17 protein-coding genes are annotated in these 16,219 nt (G+C 62.5%); 11 read left to right on the forward strand and 6 right to left on the reverse strand.

The features are described 5' to 3' along the window. Positions 1-3 precede the first annotated feature (3 nt). From narH to M5B96_RS16185, 8 genes are all read left to right on the forward strand, one after another. Positions 4-1,542, forward strand: a complete 1,539-nt coding sequence (gene narH / locus M5B96_RS16155; RefSeq protein ID WP_248797736.1) for a nitrate reductase subunit beta — start codon at positions 4-6, stop codon at positions 1,540-1,542. A gap of 2 nt (positions 1,543-1,544) precedes the next feature. After that, on the forward strand, positions 1,545-2,300 hold the full coding sequence (narJ, locus tag M5B96_RS16160; RefSeq protein ID WP_248797737.1) for a nitrate reductase molybdenum cofactor assembly chaperone: 756 nt from the start codon (positions 1,545-1,547) through the stop codon (positions 2,298-2,300). After that, entirely contained in the window at positions 2,293-2,973 is a 681-nt protein-coding gene (gene narI, locus M5B96_RS16165) for a respiratory nitrate reductase subunit gamma (RefSeq protein ID WP_248797738.1), read from the forward strand. The genes narJ and narI overlap by 8 nt, the downstream gene beginning before the upstream one ends. A gap of 10 nt (positions 2,974-2,983) precedes the next feature. Continuing rightward, the gene (locus tag M5B96_RS16170) at positions 2,984-3,949 is read left to right on the forward strand and encodes a peptidylprolyl isomerase (RefSeq protein WP_248797739.1); all 966 of its coding nucleotides are present in this window, start codon (positions 2,984-2,986) and stop codon (positions 3,947-3,949) included. Positions 3,950-3,974: 25 nt separating this feature from the next. Then, positions 3,975-4,967 carry a GTP 3',8-cyclase MoaA gene (gene moaA, locus M5B96_RS16175; protein WP_248797740.1) on the forward strand — a complete coding sequence of 331 codons (993 nt, stop codon included), beginning with the start codon at positions 3,975-3,977 and terminating at the stop codon, positions 4,965-4,967. Between the two features lie 150 nt (positions 4,968-5,117). Then, positions 5,118-7,130 (forward strand): ribonucleoside triphosphate reductase, encoded by a 2,013-nt coding sequence (locus M5B96_RS16180; protein WP_263859594.1) that lies wholly within the window; start codon positions 5,118-5,120, stop codon positions 7,128-7,130. Positions 7,131-7,162: 32 nt separating this feature from the next. Then, positions 7,163-7,330 (forward strand): anaerobic ribonucleoside-triphosphate reductase, encoded by a 168-nt coding sequence (gene nrdD / locus M5B96_RS32540; protein WP_263859595.1) that lies wholly within the window; start codon positions 7,163-7,165, stop codon positions 7,328-7,330. Beyond that, on the forward strand, positions 7,327-8,022 hold the full coding sequence (locus M5B96_RS16185; protein ID WP_248797741.1) for an anaerobic ribonucleoside-triphosphate reductase activating protein: 696 nt from the start codon (positions 7,327-7,329) through the stop codon (positions 8,020-8,022). The genes nrdD and M5B96_RS16185 overlap by 4 nt, the downstream gene beginning before the upstream one ends. 58 nt (positions 8,023-8,080) lie before the next feature. Here M5B96_RS16185 and M5B96_RS16190 read toward each other — a convergent pair whose 3' ends face one another. Genes M5B96_RS16190 through M5B96_RS16205 form a run of 4 tightly spaced genes read right to left on the reverse strand, consistent with a single transcriptional unit; the run spans position 8,081 to position 11,233 of the window. After that, positions 8,081-9,460, reverse strand: coding sequence for a 4Fe-4S binding protein (locus M5B96_RS16190; RefSeq protein WP_248797742.1), 1,380 nt, complete (start codon positions 9,458-9,460; stop codon positions 8,081-8,083). After that, complete coding sequence (locus M5B96_RS16195; protein WP_248797743.1) at positions 9,448-10,302, reverse strand: FTR1 family iron permease; 855 nt, start codon at positions 10,300-10,302, stop codon at positions 9,448-9,450. Before M5B96_RS16195 ends, M5B96_RS16190 begins: the two co-directional genes overlap by 13 nt. Positions 10,303-10,324: 22 nt before the next feature. Then, complete coding sequence (locus M5B96_RS16200; RefSeq protein WP_248797744.1) at positions 10,325-10,702, reverse strand: cupredoxin domain-containing protein; 378 nt, start codon at positions 10,700-10,702, stop codon at positions 10,325-10,327. Continuing rightward, positions 10,703-11,233, reverse strand: a complete 531-nt coding sequence (locus tag M5B96_RS16205) for an iron transporter (RefSeq protein WP_248797745.1) — start codon at positions 11,231-11,233, stop codon at positions 10,703-10,705. Positions 11,234-11,418: 185 nt separating this feature from the next. Here M5B96_RS16205 and M5B96_RS16210 point away from each other — a divergent pair, with 185 nt between their 5' ends. Beyond that, positions 11,419-11,637: a DUF3079 domain-containing protein gene (locus tag M5B96_RS16210; protein WP_248797746.1), complete on the forward strand. Its 219-nt coding sequence runs from the start codon at positions 11,419-11,421 to the stop codon at positions 11,635-11,637. A gap of 3 nt (positions 11,638-11,640) precedes the next feature. On the opposite strand, the gene M5B96_RS16215 is transcribed toward M5B96_RS16210, so the two are convergent. Next, positions 11,641-12,549, reverse strand: coding sequence for a LysR family transcriptional regulator (locus tag M5B96_RS16215; protein WP_248797747.1), 909 nt, complete (start codon positions 12,547-12,549; stop codon positions 11,641-11,643). A gap of 137 nt (positions 12,550-12,686) precedes the next feature. Between M5B96_RS16215 and M5B96_RS16220 the strand changes: the two genes are divergently transcribed. After that, a complete protein-coding gene (locus tag M5B96_RS16220) occupies positions 12,687-13,742 on the forward strand; it encodes a tartrate dehydrogenase (RefSeq protein ID WP_248797748.1) in 1,056 nt (351 codons plus the stop codon). Positions 13,743-13,848: 106 nt separating this feature from the next. Continuing rightward, complete coding sequence (locus M5B96_RS16225) at positions 13,849-15,204, forward strand: dicarboxylate/amino acid:cation symporter (protein WP_248797749.1); 1,356 nt, start codon at positions 13,849-13,851, stop codon at positions 15,202-15,204. 49 nt (positions 15,205-15,253) lie between these two features. On the opposite strand, the gene M5B96_RS16230 is transcribed toward M5B96_RS16225, so the two are convergent. Continuing rightward, a complete protein-coding gene (locus M5B96_RS16230; RefSeq protein ID WP_248797750.1) occupies positions 15,254-16,063 on the reverse strand; it encodes an isocitrate lyase/PEP mutase family protein in 810 nt (269 codons plus the stop codon). Positions 16,064-16,219 lie beyond the last annotated feature (156 nt).

Raw genomic sequence — 16,219 nt, forward strand, 5'->3', positions numbered from 1 at the left:
GAGATGAAGATTCGCTCACAAATCGGCATGGTCCTGAACCTGGACAAATGCATCGGTTGTCACACCTGCTCGATCACCTGCAAGAACGTCTGGACCAGCCGCGAAGGCATGGAGTACGCCTGGTTCAACAACGTCGAATCGAAACCCGGGATCGGCTACCCGAAGGAGTGGGAAAACCAGGACAAGTGGAAGGGCGGCTGGATTCGCAATGCCGACGGCTCGATCAACCCACGGATCGGCGGCAAATTCCGCGTGTTGGCGAATATTTTCGCCAACCCGGACCTGCCCAGCCTCGACGACTACTACGAGCCCTTCGATTTCGATTACCAGCATCTGCACACCGCGCCACTCGGCGAGCACCAGCCCACCGCGCGGCCGCGCTCGCTGGTGTCGGGCAAGCGCATGGAGAAAATCGAATGGGGCCCGAACTGGGAGGAAATCCTCGGTACCGAGTTTGCCAAGCGGCGCAAGGACAAGAACTTCGACCAGATCCAGGCGGACATCTACGGTGAGTACGAAAACACCTTCATGATGTATTTGCCGCGCCTTTGCGAGCACTGCCTCAACCCGACCTGCGCGGCGTCCTGCCCGAGCGGGGCGATCTACAAGCGCGAGGAGGACGGGATTGTCCTGATCGACCAGGAGAAATGCCGTGGCTGGCGCATGTGCATCAGCGGCTGCCCGTACAAGAAGATCTATTTCAACTGGAAAAGCGGCAAGTCCGAGAAGTGCATCTTCTGCTACCCGCGTATCGAAGCCGGGATGCCGACGGTGTGTGCCGAAACCTGTGTCGGGCGCATTCGTTATCTCGGCGTGCTGCTGTATGACGCCGACCGTATCGCCGAAGTGGCGAGCACCGCCAATGAGCAGGACCTATACGAGAAACAGCTGGAGATCTTCCTCGATCCGAACGATCCGGCGGTGATCCGCCAGGCCCTGGCCGATGGCGTGCCGCAGTCGGTGATCGATTCGGCGCAACGTTCGCCGGTCTACAAGATGGCCGTGGACTGGAAGCTCGCACTGCCGCTGCACCCGGAATACCGCACCTTGCCGATGGTCTGGTACGTGCCGCCGCTGTCGCCGATCCAGAACGCCGCGACCGCCGGCACCGTGGGCATGAACGGGGTCATCCCGGATGTCGACAGCCTGCGTATTCCGCTGCGCTACCTGGCCAACCTGTTGACGGCGGGTGACGAGAAACCGGTCAAGCGCGCGCTGAAACGCTTGCTGGCGATGCGTGCCTACAAGCGTTCCGAGCAGGTCGACGGGGTCCAGGACCTGCAGGTGCTGGCGGATGTCGGCCTGAGCGTGGCCCAGGTCGAGGAGATGTATCGCTATCTGGCGATCGCCAACTACGAAGACCGCTTTGTCGTGCCCAGCGCGCACCGTGAAGACGCCATGAGCGACGCCTTTGCCGAACGTTCCGGCTGCGGCTTCAGTTTCGGCAGCGGCTGTAGCGGCAGCTCCGACACCAATATGTTCGGCGCGAAGAAGGCCAACCGCCGCGACATCCTGAAAACCGTGCAGTTGTGGGAGGAATGAGCATGCGCATTCTCAAAGTGATTTCGCTGCTGCTCGACTATCCCACCGAAACCCTGGTGGCCGGCCGTGACGAACTGGAACAGGCGATCATCCAGGCCCGGGAAATCAGCCCGACGCAGCGCGGTGCGTTGTTCGAATTGCTCGAACTGATCTGCGCCAATGACCTGATGGACGGGCAGGAGCACTACGGTGCGCTGTTCGGCCGCGGGCGCTCGCTGTCGCTGCTGCTGTTCGAGCATGTCCACGGTGAGTCCCGCGACCGTGGCCAGGCGATGGTCGACATGATGGCGCAATACGAAGCCGCCGGCTTTGCCATCGGCGTCAAGGAGCTGCCCGACTATATCCCGTTGTACCTGGAGTTTCTCTCCACCCGTGAAGACCTTGAGGCCCGCGAGGGCCTGGCCGATGTCGCGCACCTGCTGGCCTTGCTCGCGGCACGTCTGGACGAGCGTGAGAGCGCCTACGCCAGTTGTTTCCGCGCCTTGCTGCAGATTGCCGGCGCTGAACCCTTGCAGGCGGTGGCCGAGCTGCGCGCGCAAGTCGCCGCCGAACCCCGGGACGACTCGTTGGAGGCGCTGGACAAGGTCTGGGAGGAGGAGGCGGTGGACTTTCTCCAGGCCGAGCAACAGGACCGTTGCGGTTCGCTGCCAAGTGCCCCGGGCAAGGCCCGGGAAGAAAGTGCGGTGCCGTTGCACTGGGTGGATTTTCAGCATGAAGGGCTGGCCGCCGCGCCGGTCGGGGAGGTCGGTAATGTCTAACTGGAACCTGTTGTTGTTCGGGGTCTATCCCTATGTGGCCGTGGCGATCTGCCTGATCGGCAGCTGGGCACGCTTCGATCTGTCGCAGTACACCTGGAAGGCCGGCTCCAGCCAGATGCTCAACCAGCGCGGCATGCGCGTGGCGAGCAACTTCTTCCATATCGGGGTGCTGTTCATTCTGGCGGGGCATTTCGTCGGCCTGCTGACCCCGGCGGCGGTCTATCACCATCTGATCAGCACCGAGAACAAACAACTGCTGGCGATGGTCTCCGGCGGGTTGTTCGGTCTGTTGTGCCTGGTCGGCCTGCTGATGCTGGTCAAGCGGCGGCTGAGCGACCCACGGGTTCGCGCCACCTCCAGCACCTCGGACATCCTGGTGTTGCTGGTACTGCTGGCGCAACTGGTGCTCGGCCTGCTGACGATTGTCGCGTCCACCGAGCATATGGACGGTTCGGTCATGGTGCTGCTTGCCGATTGGGCGCAGAACACCGTGTTGTTACACCCGACTGAAGCGGCGGCGTCCATCGCCCCGGTCGGGCTGATCTACAAGTTGCACGTGTTTCTCGGTTTGACCCTGTTCGTGCTGTTCCCCTTTACCCGGCTGGTGCATATCGTCAGTGCGCCGATCTGGTACCTGGGGCGCCGTTATCAAATCGTTCGGCAGAAAATCTGAGGAGGCAATCATGTCAGGTGGATGTGGATGTGGTGGTGGTAAAGGCGGCAGCGGTGGCTGCGGATCTTCAACCCAGGCCTCGGCGCCCGCGCCGGCCGATGTTGTCGCGCCCGGGGCGGTGCAGTTCGAAGCGCTTGCGCCGGAACCGGCGGGGGCCGATGAGGTCCCGGCGCAGTTGATCGCCAGCAGCGAGCAGGAGTGGCCGATCATCAGCGTCAACGCGGTGTCGATCAGCCCGCAGGCGTTGGCCCAGGAGCTGCAATATCACCCGGCCGAAAGCCGCGAGGAGGCGCTGTACCAGGCCGCCCGGGCGCTGGTGATCCGCGAGTTGCTGCAACAGCGCATCGCCGAACTGGGCCTGGCGCTGCAGGTCGGTGCCGGCGAGAACGAAGAGGAGGCCGCCACGCGCTTGTTGCTCGAACGCGAGGTGCAGGTCCCGCAGTGCGACGAGGTCACCTGTCTGCGTTACTACGACAACAACCGTGGGCGCTTCCACAGCGCCCCGTTGCTGGCGGTGCGGCATATCCTCCTCGAATGTGCTCCGGACGATGCCGAGGCCCGGGTGCTGGCCCGCGATCAAGCCGAAACCCTGCTGCAGCGCCTGGAGGATGTGCCCGGCAGTTTCGCCGAGCTGGCCGTGAGCTATTCGGCCTGTCCGTCGAAGGCCCAGGGCGGTTCCCTGGGGCAGATCAGCAAGGGCCAGACCGTGCCGGAGTTCGAGCGGCAGTTGTTCACCCTGGCCCCGGGACTGGCCGGCAAACCCCTGGAAAGCCGCTACGGCTGGCATGTGGTCAGTGTCGATCAGCGGATCGAAGGCCAGCCGTTGCCCTATGAGGCAGTATCGACGGCGATTCGCACGCAGTTGCAGCAGGGTGTCTGGCAAAAAGCCCTGGTGCAGTACCTGCAAACCCTGGTCGGCGCGGCGGATATCCGTGGCATTCGCCTGCAGGGTGCCGACTCACCGCTGCTGCAGTGACGACTTGGCCAACCGGGAGAATGCGATGAGCACTGGGATGCAGGATGGATTTGGGCGCCAGATCGACTATCTGCGGATGTCGGTGACTGATCGTTGTGATTTTCGCTGTGTGTATTGCATGGCCAAGAACATGACTTTCCTGCCGCGTCAGCAGGTGCTGACCCTGGAAGAACTGCAACGCCTGGCGACACTGTTCGTCGGCCTCGGCGTGCGCAAGATCCGTCTGACCGGTGGCGAGCCGCTGATTCGCCCGGGCATTCTCGGCCTGTGCCGCACGATCGCGGCCTTGCCCGGCTTGCGCGAACTGGTGATGACCAGCAACGGCTCGCAACTGGGCCGGCTGGCGCGGCCGCTGGCGGAAGCCGGGGTCCAGCGGATGAACATCAGCCTCGATAGCCTGGACGGCGAGAAGTTTCGCGCGATCACCCGCAACGGCGATCTCGATCAGGTGCTGGATGGCATTGAAGCCGCGCGCGGCGCCGGGTTCGAGCGGATCAAGCTCAACTGTGTGGTGATGAAAGGGCGCAACTTCGATGAGGTCCCGGCATTGGTGCAATACGCCATCGATCAGCGCATCGACATCAGTTTTATCGAGGAAATGCCCTTGGGCGATGTCGGTCGCTCCCGGGGCGAGTCGTTCTGCTCCAGCGACGAGGTGCGGGCGTTGATCGCCAGTCGTCATCCCTTGCTCGACAGCACCGAGAACAGCGGTGGTCCGGCGCGCTATGTGCGCCTGGAACGCCATCCCGAGACCCGTATCGGTTTTATTTCACCCAACAGCCACAATTTCTGTGGCAGCTGCAACCGGGTGCGGATGACTGTCGAAGGGCGCTTGTTGCTGTGTCTGGGGCAGGACGACGCGCTTGATCTGCGTGGCTTGCTGCGGCGTTATCCGCTGGACGACCAACCGCTGATCAAGGCAGTGCAACAGGCGCTGCGGCGCAAGCCGCTACGCCACGATTTCAACCCTGAAGGAGAAGTGCAGATCGTCCGCTTCATGAATATGAGTGGTGGTTGAAGCGTGGTTTTTTCGGCCGCCGGGGGGCGGCTTTTTTTTGCCTGCGATTCTTGATGCCGGTCAATTGCAACACCGCACTTCGTCCGTAGTATTCACTGCATATTGTGGTTTTTATTAGTTAAATATCTATATGTAGTGTCAGGAGGCCGAATGCAGAGCACGCTGATCTCAGTGGGATGTAACCGCTTGCACAAACGCGACGGCACGCGGGTTGCCTTTGATGCCGACAAGATCCGCCAGGCGTTGATCGCCGCCGGCAGGGCCACCGGGGAATACACCGAGGTTGAAGTCGAAGGCTTGCTGCAAGCCGTGCTGGCCCGTTTGGAAGGGCTGCCGAGGTTGCATGTCGAGCAGATCCAGGATCGGGTCGAGCGGGTCTTGATGGACGCCGGTTTTTTCCTCGCCATGCGCGCCTATATCGTCTATCGCGAACAGCACGGGCGTTTGCGCCGTGACCGCCGGACCCTGGTCGAAGTGGCGACCTCGATGAACGAATACCTGGACCGCGAGGACTGGCGCGTGCAAGCCAATGCCAACCAGGGCTACTCGCTGGGCGGCCTGGTACTCAACGTGTCGGGCAAGGTCACCGCTAACTACTGGTTGGACGAGGTCTACAGCGAAGCCATCGGCCAGGCCCACCGCGAGGCCGACCTGCACATACATGACCTCGATATGCTGGCTGGCTACTGCGCGGGCTGGTCGCTGCGCACGTTGTTGCACGAGGGGCTCAATGGCATCCCCGGGCGCGTCGAGGCCGGACCGCCGAAGCATTTGAGCAGCGCCCTGGGACAGATGGTGAATTTCCTCGGTACCCTGCAGAACGAATGGGCCGGCGCCCAGGCGTTCAGCTCGTTCGATACCTACCTGGCCCCCTATGTGCGCAAGGATCGCCTGAGTTACCCGCTGGTGCGCCAGGCGCTCCAGGAGTTCATCTACAACCTCAACGTGCCGTCGCGCTGGGGCACCCAGACGCCGTTTACCAACCTGACCTTCGACTGGGTCTGCCCGGAGGACCTGCGCGAGCAGATCCCGATAATCGGTGGCGAGGAAATGCCCTTTGCCTATGGCGACCTGCAAGTCGAAATGGACCTGCTCAACCGTGCCTATATCGAAGTGATGCAGGCCGGCGACGCCAAGGGCCGGGTGTTCACCTTTCCCATCCCGACCTACAACATCACCCATGATTTTCCCTGGGACAGCGAGAACGCCGAGCGCCTGTTTGAAATGACCGCCCGCTACGGGCTGCCGTATTTCCAGAACTTCCTCAACTCGGACATGCAGCCCAACCAGGTGCGTTCGATGTGTTGCCGCTTGCAGCTGGATGTCCGCGAATTGCTCAAGCGCGGCGGTGGCCTGTTCGGCTCGGCGGAGCAGACCGGTTCGCTGGGGGTGGTCACCCTCAACTGCGCGCGCCTGGGCTATCTGTTCAAGGGCGATACCAGCGGTCTGTTGCAGCGCCTGGACAGCCTGATGGAACTGGCGATGGAGAGCCTGGAGGTCAAGCGCAAGGTGATCCAGCACCATATGGACGCCGGTTTGTACCCCTACACCAAGCGTTACCTGGGGACCTTGCGCAATCACTTTTCCACCATCGGCCTTAACGGCCTGCATGAAATGCTGCGCAACTTCAGTGGTGACCAGGACGGCATGCACACCGCCCAGGGCCGTGCGTTCGCCCTGATGCTGCTGGACCATGTCCGTGCGACCCTGGTGCGCTTCCAGGAGCAGACCGGCCATCTCTACAACCTCGAAGCGACGCCGGCGGAAGGCACCACCTATCGTTTTGCCAAGGAGGATCTCAAGCGCTACCCGGACATTCTCCAGGCCGGCACGCGCCAGGCGCCGTATTACACCAACTCCTCGCAACTGCCGGTGGGCTACACCGACGATCCCTTCGAGGCCCTGGAGTTGCAGGATGAGCTGCAATGCAAATACACCGGCGGCACGGTGCTGCACCTGTACATGGCCGAGCGGATTTCCTCGACCGAGGCCTGCAAGCAGCTGGTGCGCCGGGCGCTCGGGCGTTTTCGCCTGCCGTACCTGACGGTGACCCCGACATTCTCCATCTGCCCGGTGCACGGCTACCTCGATGGCGAACATGAGTTCTGTCCCAAATGCGACGAGGTGCTGCTGCGTGAGCAGTCGCTCGCCGAGATCCATTGAGTTCACTTTATCCAACCGCAAGGAGCTACATCATGACCGCATTGCAAACGCTGCCCCTGGCCCAACGCCAACGTTGCGAGGTCTGGACCCGGGTGATGGGTTATCACCGGCCGGTCTCGGCATTCAATCCGGGCAAGCAGTCCGAGCACCATGAGCGGCTGCATTTCACTGAGCACGCGGCCCTGGCCGGGCGCCAATGAGTCGACCCCTGCGGGTCGGGGGCATGGTGCCCCTGACCACCCTCGACTATCCGGGCAAGCTGGCCTGCGTGGTGTTTTGCCAGGGCTGCGCCTGGCGCTGTCGTTACTGCCATAACCCGCAATTGATTGCCCCGCGTGGTAGTGACGAGCTGGAATGGAGCCAGGTGCTGGCCTTTTTGCAGCGCCGCCAGGGTTTACTGGAAGCGGTGGTTTTCAGCGGCGGCGAACCGACCTTGCAGGACAGCTTGCGCGGCGCGATGGAGGAAGTGCGGGCGCTGGGCTTCCAGGTCGGCCTGCACAGCGCCGGGATCAAACCGGCGGCCTTTGCCAAGGCGCTGTCCGGCGCCGACTGGGTCGGCTTCGACGTCAAGGCGTTGGCCGAGGACTGCCAGGCGATTACCCGGGTCGTCGGCAGTGGCGCGGCCAACTGGCGCAGCCTGGAGCATCTGCTGGCCAGCGGTGTCGAGTATGAATGCCGGACCACGGTGCATTGGCATCTGTTCGAACCAGAGCGTCTGCTGATCCTGGCGCGGCGTCTGCACAGGTTGGGTGTCCGGCGTTTCGCCGTGCAACGGGTGCGTACGGCGCGGATGCTCGATCCGCAGTTGCCGGGCATTTCGCTGCAAGCTTCGTTGCCCGAGCTGTGGCAGACCCTGGGCGAACTGTTTGCCGAGTTCGTCTTGCGCGACTAGTTCGATGAACAAGGGCAGGCGCCGACGCCGCGGGCTGGCTATCGCGGCAGCGCACCCATCAGGCCCAACCCCAGAATTGCAACCACCAGCCATAACCCACCAGACCGCTGGCCAGTAACAGGCACGCGCCGGCACCGCCACGGCGAAGCGGGGCAAGGTTTTGCTGGCCCAGCAGTTTCCAGCCCAGCCACAAGCTCCAGCCGATGGCCGCGAGCAATAGCCCGGCCCTGGCTGCTTGTACCCAGCCCAGCAGCAGGCCTTCATAACGCAGCAGCTTGACGGTGGTCGCCGACAGTCCGAGAAACAGGCCGGCGCCGCCCAGTGGCGTGAGGCTCAGGCTCAGCGCCCGATACAACTGCGGGGCTCGCGCGATCCAGGCCGCCAGCCGCAGCAGGATCAGCAGGCCAGCACCCAGCAGCAGGGCGCTCGTGCCCAGGTACAGGATGATGCTGAAGCCATCGAGCCAACTGAAGCTGTCGTTGAGCTGCGGGTAGTGGGTCAGCAGCCACCAGGGAGCATTGTCCTGCAACGGCCAGAGCAGGTCGTGCCCGACCAGCCAGTTGGCGAGCTGCTGCTTGAGGCTGACGAACCATGGGCTGACCGTCCACTGGAAGGCGCCCATGGCCAGGCCGATAACGCCGAACAGCAGCAGGCGGCTATCCCAGGGCGACAGCGGCTGTGCCGTGGCCTGCAGAATCTCCTGGTTGCTGGAGCGGGCGATCAGTCGTACCGCGTCGCGTTGTCCGCTGCAACGGCCGCAGGCATGACAGTCACTGGCGCCGCGCATACGGCGGATATCCAGCAGGGGCGCGCAGTTGGGCGGCGGCAGGCGCGGTCCGGCATTCGCCTGCCAGCGCTGTTCATCCACCTGGAAGTGCACGGGGGCGAGGCGGGCGAGCAGGGCAAAGACGCCGCTGACCGGACACAGGTAACGGCACCAGACGCGCTTGCCCCTGGCGAACAGCAGGCCGACGCCGATCGCCGCGAGCGTCGAGCCGCCGAGGATCAGCAGGGCGGCCTGGGGGTAGTCATAGACGCTGATCAATTGGCCGTAGAGAGTGGTCAGGCAGAACGCCAGGGTCGGCCAGCCGCCCCAGCGCAACCAGCGCGGCACGCCCAGGCCTTTGCCGTAGTGGCTGGCCCATTCGCTCAGCGTGCCTTCCGGACACAGCACGCCGCACCAGAGTCGACCGAACAGGACCATCGACAGCAACACGAACGGCCACCAGATGCCCCAGAACAGAAACTGCGCCAGCAGGGTCAGGTTATCCAGCAGCCGCGCCTGGCTGTCCGGTAGCGGCAATATGGCTGGCAGGACCAGCAGCACCGCGTAGAACGCCACGACGAGCCATTGCGCGGTACGAATGCGCGAGGCATGCCGACGCATTCCATCCCCCAACTGCTGGAGCCATCGATTGCCCCGGCTTAGCTCGGACATGGGCGGTTTTCCAGTGTCCGTTGCCGTAGCCAGGCAGTGACGATCAGCCAGTAAGCGACCCAGACCAGCAAGGTCATGGCACTGGGAGTGGCGCGATAACCGGCAAAACCGGCCAGGAAACTGCCCAATCCATGGCTGTCGTTCAACAGCGCGCCGCTGTCCCAGAAGGCCTCGCCGACGCTGCTGTAGACCAGGGCCGGTAGATCCAGGCCGAGCAGTTGGCCGCCGATGCGCTCGCTGGCACTGACCAGCAAAGCTGAGCCGAGCAGCAGCAGGATAACTTCGCTGATGCTGAAGAAATGCCGCCATGAAATGAATCGGCGGCTGCTGTTCAGCAGCACCAGGGTCAACCCCGAGAGCGCCAGCCCGGCAAGCCCGCCGAGGGCGAACAGGGCGAGTTGCGGACCTTGCAGGCGCGCTCCGGCGCCATACAGGAAGACCACGGTTTCGCTGCCTTCGCGGCTGACCGCGAGCATGGCCAGGAGCATCAGCCCCACCCCGCCTTGGCGGGCCAGGTGGCTGTCGGCGTGGCGGCGCAAGTCATCCTTGAGCGTGCGTCCGTGCCGATGCATCCAGCCGACCATTTGCACCATCAGCAGGCTGGCCACCAGCGCCAGCACGGCCTGGAACCACTCGTTGGCGCCGCCGCTCATGGCCTCCCCGGCAAACAGGATCAGCAGCGCCAGCAGGCCGGAGAGCAGCACCCCGAGGCCTACCCCGGCCCACAGGTAGCGGCCCAGGCGTCGGCCCTGCGCCTGCTGGCTGGCCCAGGCCTGGAGGATACCGATCACCAGCAACGCCTCGACGCTTTCGCGCCAGACGATGAACATTGATTGATTCATGCAAGCTCCATAGATCGCCGGGTTATTTGGCGAGGATGCCGCCGGCGGGCAGCTGCGGATTGAATTCGTCGAAGAACGGGTATTGACCGGGTCTCAACGGCGCAATCACGACGAAGGTCGTGACCCCGGGCGAGAGAACCTTTTCCACCCGCAACGGTGTGCTCTCGAACTCCGCCGGTCCCTCGCCGGTGTTTTTCAGGATGATCTTGAACCGTTGCCCGGCCACAACCTCGAGTACGGCGGGAGTGAAATGGCCGTCGTGCAGGCTCAGTTCGTAACTGGGCAACTCGGCCTGGGCGATCAGCGGTGTGGCCGCGGAGGCCAGGAGCAACCCGGCCAGGTACTGGCGAGTCCGGGTGCGACGTCTTGGCAGCGTGGGCGCGGTTGTGATGACGCGCATTCAGTAGCCGCCTTTCTTGCCGATGCCGGCATAGACGAACTCGTAGTGCACTTCGCAGCGCTCGAACCAGGGTTCGACCCCGGTTTCCTTGTCGGTATGGCGGCCCAGGGAGGCATGCCCGGAAGGGGGTAGCAGGGTCAGGGTCAGCTGGTATTTGCCGGGGCCCTGCAGCTTCACGTTATCGCCGTAGTGCGGGCCGTCGTTGGCGACCATGGCGTGGAAGTCACCACTGAGCGGCGGCTGGCCGCCTTGTTTCTGCAGGCTGAAGGCCACGTTCAGGTAGGGCACGAAGCTGCCTTCCTGAAAGCCCTGGCGATTGTCCGCGGTGGCGCGGATATCGGCTTCCAGGTGGATATCGGAATCGGCGGTGGCGCGCATCATGCCGGCGGGCGCCATCTCGATCGGCTGCAGATACACCGCCCCTACCTCTAACCCTGGGCAATGCTGCGGTGCGCCGATCGGATATTCCTTGGCCTGGGCCAGTGGGGCAAGCAGGAGCAGGGTGAGGGACAGCGAGAAGGTGCGACGCATGATGTCTTCCTGGGTACTGACGGGTAGGGGCCCAAGTCTAGGAGGACGTGCTGCGAATAATAATGATTATGGTCAAGTTTTAGCGCGATGTTCAGGCGTCCTGCGCTCCTTGATCAGGATCAAGGGCCTTTTTGCCCTGGCGCTGTAGGTTGGAAGGCACTCCCACCCGCCATTCAGGGGACGATATGGCCAAGCCCTTTCCCATCAGCCCCAAACATCCCGAGCGTATTTGCTGGGGCTGTGACCGGTATTGTCCGGCGAACGCCCTGGCCTGCGGCAACGGCTCCGATCGGACCATGCATCCGGCCGAGATGATCGGCGACGATTGGTATCTGCATGGCGACTGGGGCATCGTGCCACTGATCGCTTCGGACAAAGTTGCGGATGATGACGTTGCCGAGTGAGTTCTAATGCTCGTCGACATTGTCGATATGCTTGAAACGCTCGATCAGAAAGTCGATCAGGCTGCGCACCCGCGCGGACAAATGCAATTGTTGCGGGTACACGGCATAGACGTCGGCGCGGGTCGGCGTCTGGTCTTCCAGCACCAAGCGTAGCCGGCCGCTGCGCACATAGCGGGCGATGTCCCATTCGGCCCGCAACAAGATCCCATAGCCTTCCAGCGCCCAGTTCAGGGCCACCTCGCCATCGTTGCAAGCCAAGGCCCCGTGCACCTTGATGTTTTCCGTGCGCCCGCCATTGTTGAAGCTCCAGACGCCGTAGGGTGCTTCGTTCTGACGGATGAAAATGCAATTGTGTTGTTGCAGTTCGGCCAGTGTCCGAGGGGTGCCATATTTGTCCAGGTAGAGCGGCGAGGCACAGAGCAAACGACGATTGGAGGCGATCTTGCGGGCGTGGAAGGCGGCGTCCGGCAAGCTGCCGAAGCGAATGCCCAGGTCGAAGCCGTGGGTGGCCAGATCCAGTGGGTGGTCGCTGATTTCCAGTTGAATCTCGACCTCGGGGTATTGGGCAAAAAATGCCGCGAGGGCCGGACCGATATGCCGGCGGCCAAAACCCAGCGAAGCGTTGACGCGAATCAGGCCCTTGGGCGTGGCACGGCTGCTGCTGAGCAACTGCTCAAGCTCGTTGATCTGCGTGAGGATGCGGGCGGCATGGGAGAAGTACAGCTCGCCTTCGGCAGTCAGGCTCATCGAGCGCGTGGTCCGGTTGACCAGGCGTATGCCCAGGCGGGCCTCCAGCGCCGTCAGGCGTTTGCTCACCGCAGGCGGGGTGACACCCAGTTCCCTGGCGGTCGCCGCCAGGCTGCCTTTGTTGGCCAGCAGGTAGAAAAAAGACAAATCCAGCGTCTGGCTCATTCGTAACTCAAAGTTATTTATGTAGTGATCTGGAGTAACTCACGCCTCCAGGTTCACTACATATACTCCGTTCACCCCCCGCTTGGACAGCCCAGGCCAACGGGAACAACAAGAACGTGACGAGAGTGGAGTTGACGATGAACGCATACAGAATTGCCGCGGTGCCTGGTGATGGGATTGGTGTCGAGGTCATCGCCGCAGGCGTCGAGGTGCTGCAAGTCCTGTCGAAAAAGTGCGGTTTCGCGCTGGATTTCAAACACTTTGACTGGAACTCGGATAACTACCTGAAAAACGGCTACTACATTCCCGAGGGTGGCCTGGAGGAACTGAAAACCTTCGACGCCATTTTCTTTGGTGCCGTCGGCGCGCTGAACGTACCGGATCACATTTCCCTCTGGGGCCTGCGCCTGCCGATCTGCCAAGGCTTCGACCAGTACGCCAATGTGCGTCCGGCTCGCGTCCTGCCCGGGGTGAAAAGCCCGCTGCTCAATGGCGAGCAGATCGACTGGGTGGTGGTGCGGGAAAACTCCGAAGGTGAGTACTCCGGCAACGGCGGTCGCGTTCACCGGGGCCTGCCTGAAGAAGTCGCCACCGAAGTCTCGGTGTTCACCCGGGCCGGGGTCGAGCGCATTCATCGCTTCGCCTTCGAACTGGCACGCAGCCGTCCGCGCAAGCACCTGACCATGGTCACCAAGTCCAACGCCCAGCGGCACGGCATGGTGTTGTGGGACGAGATCTTCTACGAAGTCGCCAAGGACTTCCCGGATGTCAGGGTCGACAAGGAGCTGGTCGACGCCGTGACCACGCGCATGGTGCTCAAGCCGGCGACGCTGGACGTTATCGTCGCCACCAACCTGCACGCCGATATCCTCTCCGACCTGGCCGCCGCGCTGTCCGGCAGCCTGGGTATCGCGCCGACGGCCAACCTCAACCCTTCGCGCCGATTCCCCTCTATGTTCGAGCCGATCCACGGTTCGGCCTTTGACATTACTGGCAAAGGCGTTGCCAACCCCATCGCGACGTTCTGGACGGCCGCCATGATGCTTGAGCATCTCGGCGAGCCGGCCGCGGCGAAGCAACTGATGTCGGCCATCGAAGCGGTGACGCAAAGCGGCCTGCATACACCGGACCTTGGCGGGAAAGCCACCACCCGCCAGGTCACCGATGCGCTGCTCGAACTGATCAGGCGCTGATATTTTCCATCGATTCACAGGCATACCGCGGCGCAACGCCAAGGGGCGGATCAGCGATCCGAGCCCTTGGCATTTCCTGACAACAATAAAAAATCAGGGCCCTGTCATGAAAAGAATATTTGGCAAACTCTACGTACAAGTCCTTATCGCGGTCATCCTCGGCGCCCTCGTCGGGGTGCTCTTTCCCGAAACGGCCGCCGCGCTCAAGCCCCTGGGTGATGCGTTCATCAAACTGATCAAGATGCTGCTCGCACCGGTGATCTTCCTGACCGTGGTCACCGGGATCGCCCGCATGGAAAGCATGAAGGAGCTGGGCCGGGTCGGCTTCCGGGCGTTGCTCTACTTTGAAGTGGTGTCCACGCTGGCGTTGCTCATCGGCCTGGTGGTGGTCGATCTGTTCAAGCCCGGCGCCGGCATGAACATCAATGTCGCCACGCTGGACACCTCCAGCCTGGCCACCTACACCTCTGCGGTGAAACACGACTCGTTCATGGACTTCGTCATGAACATCATCCCCGACACCATCGTCGATGCGTTCGCCAAGGGCAACGTCCTGCAGATCCTGCTGTTTTCCATATTGCTCGGTATCGCCCTGGCCAATGTGGGGCCGCGCGCAAAGGTCTTCGTCGATACGTTGGAGAGCCTGATGCAGGGCATGTTCCGTATCGTCAATATGGTCATGCGCCTGGCCCCCATCGGTGCCTTCGGCGCCATTGCCTTCACCATTGGTAAATACGGGTTTGGCTCGCTGTTCTCACTTGGCAAGCTGATGGCCTGTGTCTACCTCACCTGTGTGGTGTTCGTGATCTTCGTCCTGGGCCCGATTTGTCGCTACAGCGGTTTCAGCCTGTGGAAATTTCTGAAGTTCATCAAGGAAGAACTCTTCACTGTACTTGGCACCAGTTCGTCGGAATCGGTGCTGCCGCAGATGATCGCCAAGATGGAAAAGGCCGGTGTCTCCAAACCGGTTGCCGGGATGATCATTCCCTCAGGCTTGACCTTCAACCCGGATGGCCAGGCGATCTACTACACCATCGCTGCCATCTTCATCGCCCAGGCAACGAATACCCCGCTGACCCTGGCGGATCAATTGATCGTGCTGGCGGTGCTGATGTTCACGTCCAAGGGCTCCGCGGGGGTGACCGGTTCGGGATTCATCATCCTGGCGGCGACCCTGTCTTCCCTGGGGACCATTCCGGTCGCCGGCATGGTGTTGCTGCTGGGTGTCGACCGCTTCATGTCGGAAGCGCGAGCGATCACCAACACCATAGGCAACGGCGTTGGCACCCTGGCTATCGCCAAATGGGTCGGGGCGCTGGACATGGTGAAGATGCACAAGGCACTGAATGGCGAGGTCGAGGAGAAGACGTCCGAGACGGTTCTGTCGGAGATCAGCCCGGCTTATGTACTGCCGGGAGCAGGGGGTGTGTCAGCAGGCCTGAAGAAAGCCTCCCAGGCATAGAAGATGGAACGCTGAACGGGATGGCGTTCAGCGCCTGGGTGACAGTGGATTACTCGGTTTTCGCCGCCATCAAGGCATTCAGTTCGCCGTAGGTGTGGGCTTTCAAAGCATGGGTATCGAGCCGGCCGTGGTCCAGGAAGCTGCGGACCAAGGTGCCCATGGCGCCATGCAGGAACTCGGCGATGCTGGAGCCCGCGCTGAGACGTCTGACGCCCAGGCGCTGCAATTCGTCAGGGGAGGCCAGCCCGTCCCGGGACAGCAGGTTGACCGGCAGTTTTACTTCCCGGCAGATCGCGGCAATTTCGTGCAAGTCGACCACGCCCGCGGCAAACAGGCCATCCGCCCCGGCGCCGCTATACAGCACGGCACGTTTGAGCAGTTGTTCAAGACGCTGTTCGGCGGGGAACAGGTTTTTCAGGTAGACATCGGTCCGCACATTGATGAACAGCTTGACGCCAGCCTGGTTCGCCACCTTTCTCGCGACGTCGATCTTGCGCACAAGCAGTTCAGGAGAGCCCAGGCCGTCTTCGATATTGATCCCGACCGCCCCGGCGGCGATCACCGCGTCGATGACCCGGCCGACGTGCTCCAGGTCATCCGAGTAGCCGGCTTCGATATCCACCGTGAGCGGTACGCTGAGCACCCGCGTCATCGACTTGACGCTGGTGCTCAGCAGGTCGAGGGGCAGCAGGTTGCCGTCCTGGTAGCCATGGGACCAGGCCATGGCCGCGCTGCTGGTGGCTACCGCCTTGCCGCCCAGGCGTTCGACGATGCGCGCGCCGCCCGCATCGGCCACGTTGGCCAGGACCAGCAGTCCATGCTGATGCAGGCTGTGAAAAGCGTTATCCAGTGTGGTCATGACAATTCAATTCCTTTGAAGGTTGCATTTGGTCAGTGCTGTGATTGCTATGGGTGAGTTAACTCTGTTGGGAAACTATTTTCCCCTCAAGGCCTGAAGCGTTCGCCTGCGGATGACGCCGTTCACAGTTGAACATCGGCTGCCGACAACAGCCCT

The sequence above is a fragment of the Pseudomonas sp. MWU13-2105 genome (assembly GCF_023242315.1).
Taxonomy (GTDB): Bacteria; Pseudomonadota; Gammaproteobacteria; order Pseudomonadales; family Pseudomonadaceae; genus Aquipseudomonas.

Coding starts and splice junctions, on each gene's coding strand:
- narJ (WP_248797737.1), top strand. CDS start 1,545: ATGCGCATTCTCAAAGTGATTTCGCTGCTGCTCGACTATCCCACCGAA.
- M5B96_RS16230 (WP_248797750.1), bottom strand. CDS start 16,063: ATGACCACACTGGATAACGCTTTTCACAGCCTGCATCAGCATGGACTG.
- moaA (WP_248797740.1), top strand. CDS start 3,975: ATGAGCACTGGGATGCAGGATGGATTTGGGCGCCAGATCGACTATCTG.
- M5B96_RS16200 (WP_248797744.1), bottom strand. CDS start 10,702: ATGCGCGTCATCACAACCGCGCCCACGCTGCCAAGACGTCGCACCCGG.
- M5B96_RS16210 (WP_248797746.1), top strand. CDS start 11,419: ATGGCCAAGCCCTTTCCCATCAGCCCCAAACATCCCGAGCGTATTTGC.
- M5B96_RS16215 (WP_248797747.1), bottom strand. CDS start 12,549: ATGAGCCAGACGCTGGATTTGTCTTTTTTCTACCTGCTGGCCAACAAA.
- nrdD (WP_263859595.1), top strand. CDS start 7,163: ATGACCGCATTGCAAACGCTGCCCCTGGCCCAACGCCAACGTTGCGAG.
- M5B96_RS16220 (WP_248797748.1), top strand. CDS start 12,687: ATGAACGCATACAGAATTGCCGCGGTGCCTGGTGATGGGATTGGTGTC.
- M5B96_RS16185 (WP_248797741.1), top strand. CDS start 7,327: ATGAGTCGACCCCTGCGGGTCGGGGGCATGGTGCCCCTGACCACCCTC.
- M5B96_RS16170 (WP_248797739.1), top strand. CDS start 2,984: ATGTCAGGTGGATGTGGATGTGGTGGTGGTAAAGGCGGCAGCGGTGGC.
- M5B96_RS16195 (WP_248797743.1), bottom strand. CDS start 10,302: ATGAATCAATCAATGTTCATCGTCTGGCGCGAAAGCGTCGAGGCGTTG.
- M5B96_RS16225 (WP_248797749.1), top strand. CDS start 13,849: ATGAAAAGAATATTTGGCAAACTCTACGTACAAGTCCTTATCGCGGTC.
- narH (WP_248797736.1), top strand. CDS start 4: ATGAAGATTCGCTCACAAATCGGCATGGTCCTGAACCTGGACAAATGC.
- narI (WP_248797738.1), top strand. CDS start 2,293: ATGTCTAACTGGAACCTGTTGTTGTTCGGGGTCTATCCCTATGTGGCC.
- M5B96_RS16180 (WP_263859594.1), top strand. CDS start 5,118: ATGCAGAGCACGCTGATCTCAGTGGGATGTAACCGCTTGCACAAACGC.
- M5B96_RS16190 (WP_248797742.1), bottom strand. CDS start 9,460: ATGTCCGAGCTAAGCCGGGGCAATCGATGGCTCCAGCAGTTGGGGGAT.
- M5B96_RS16205 (WP_248797745.1), bottom strand. CDS start 11,233: ATGCGTCGCACCTTCTCGCTGTCCCTCACCCTGCTCCTGCTTGCCCCA.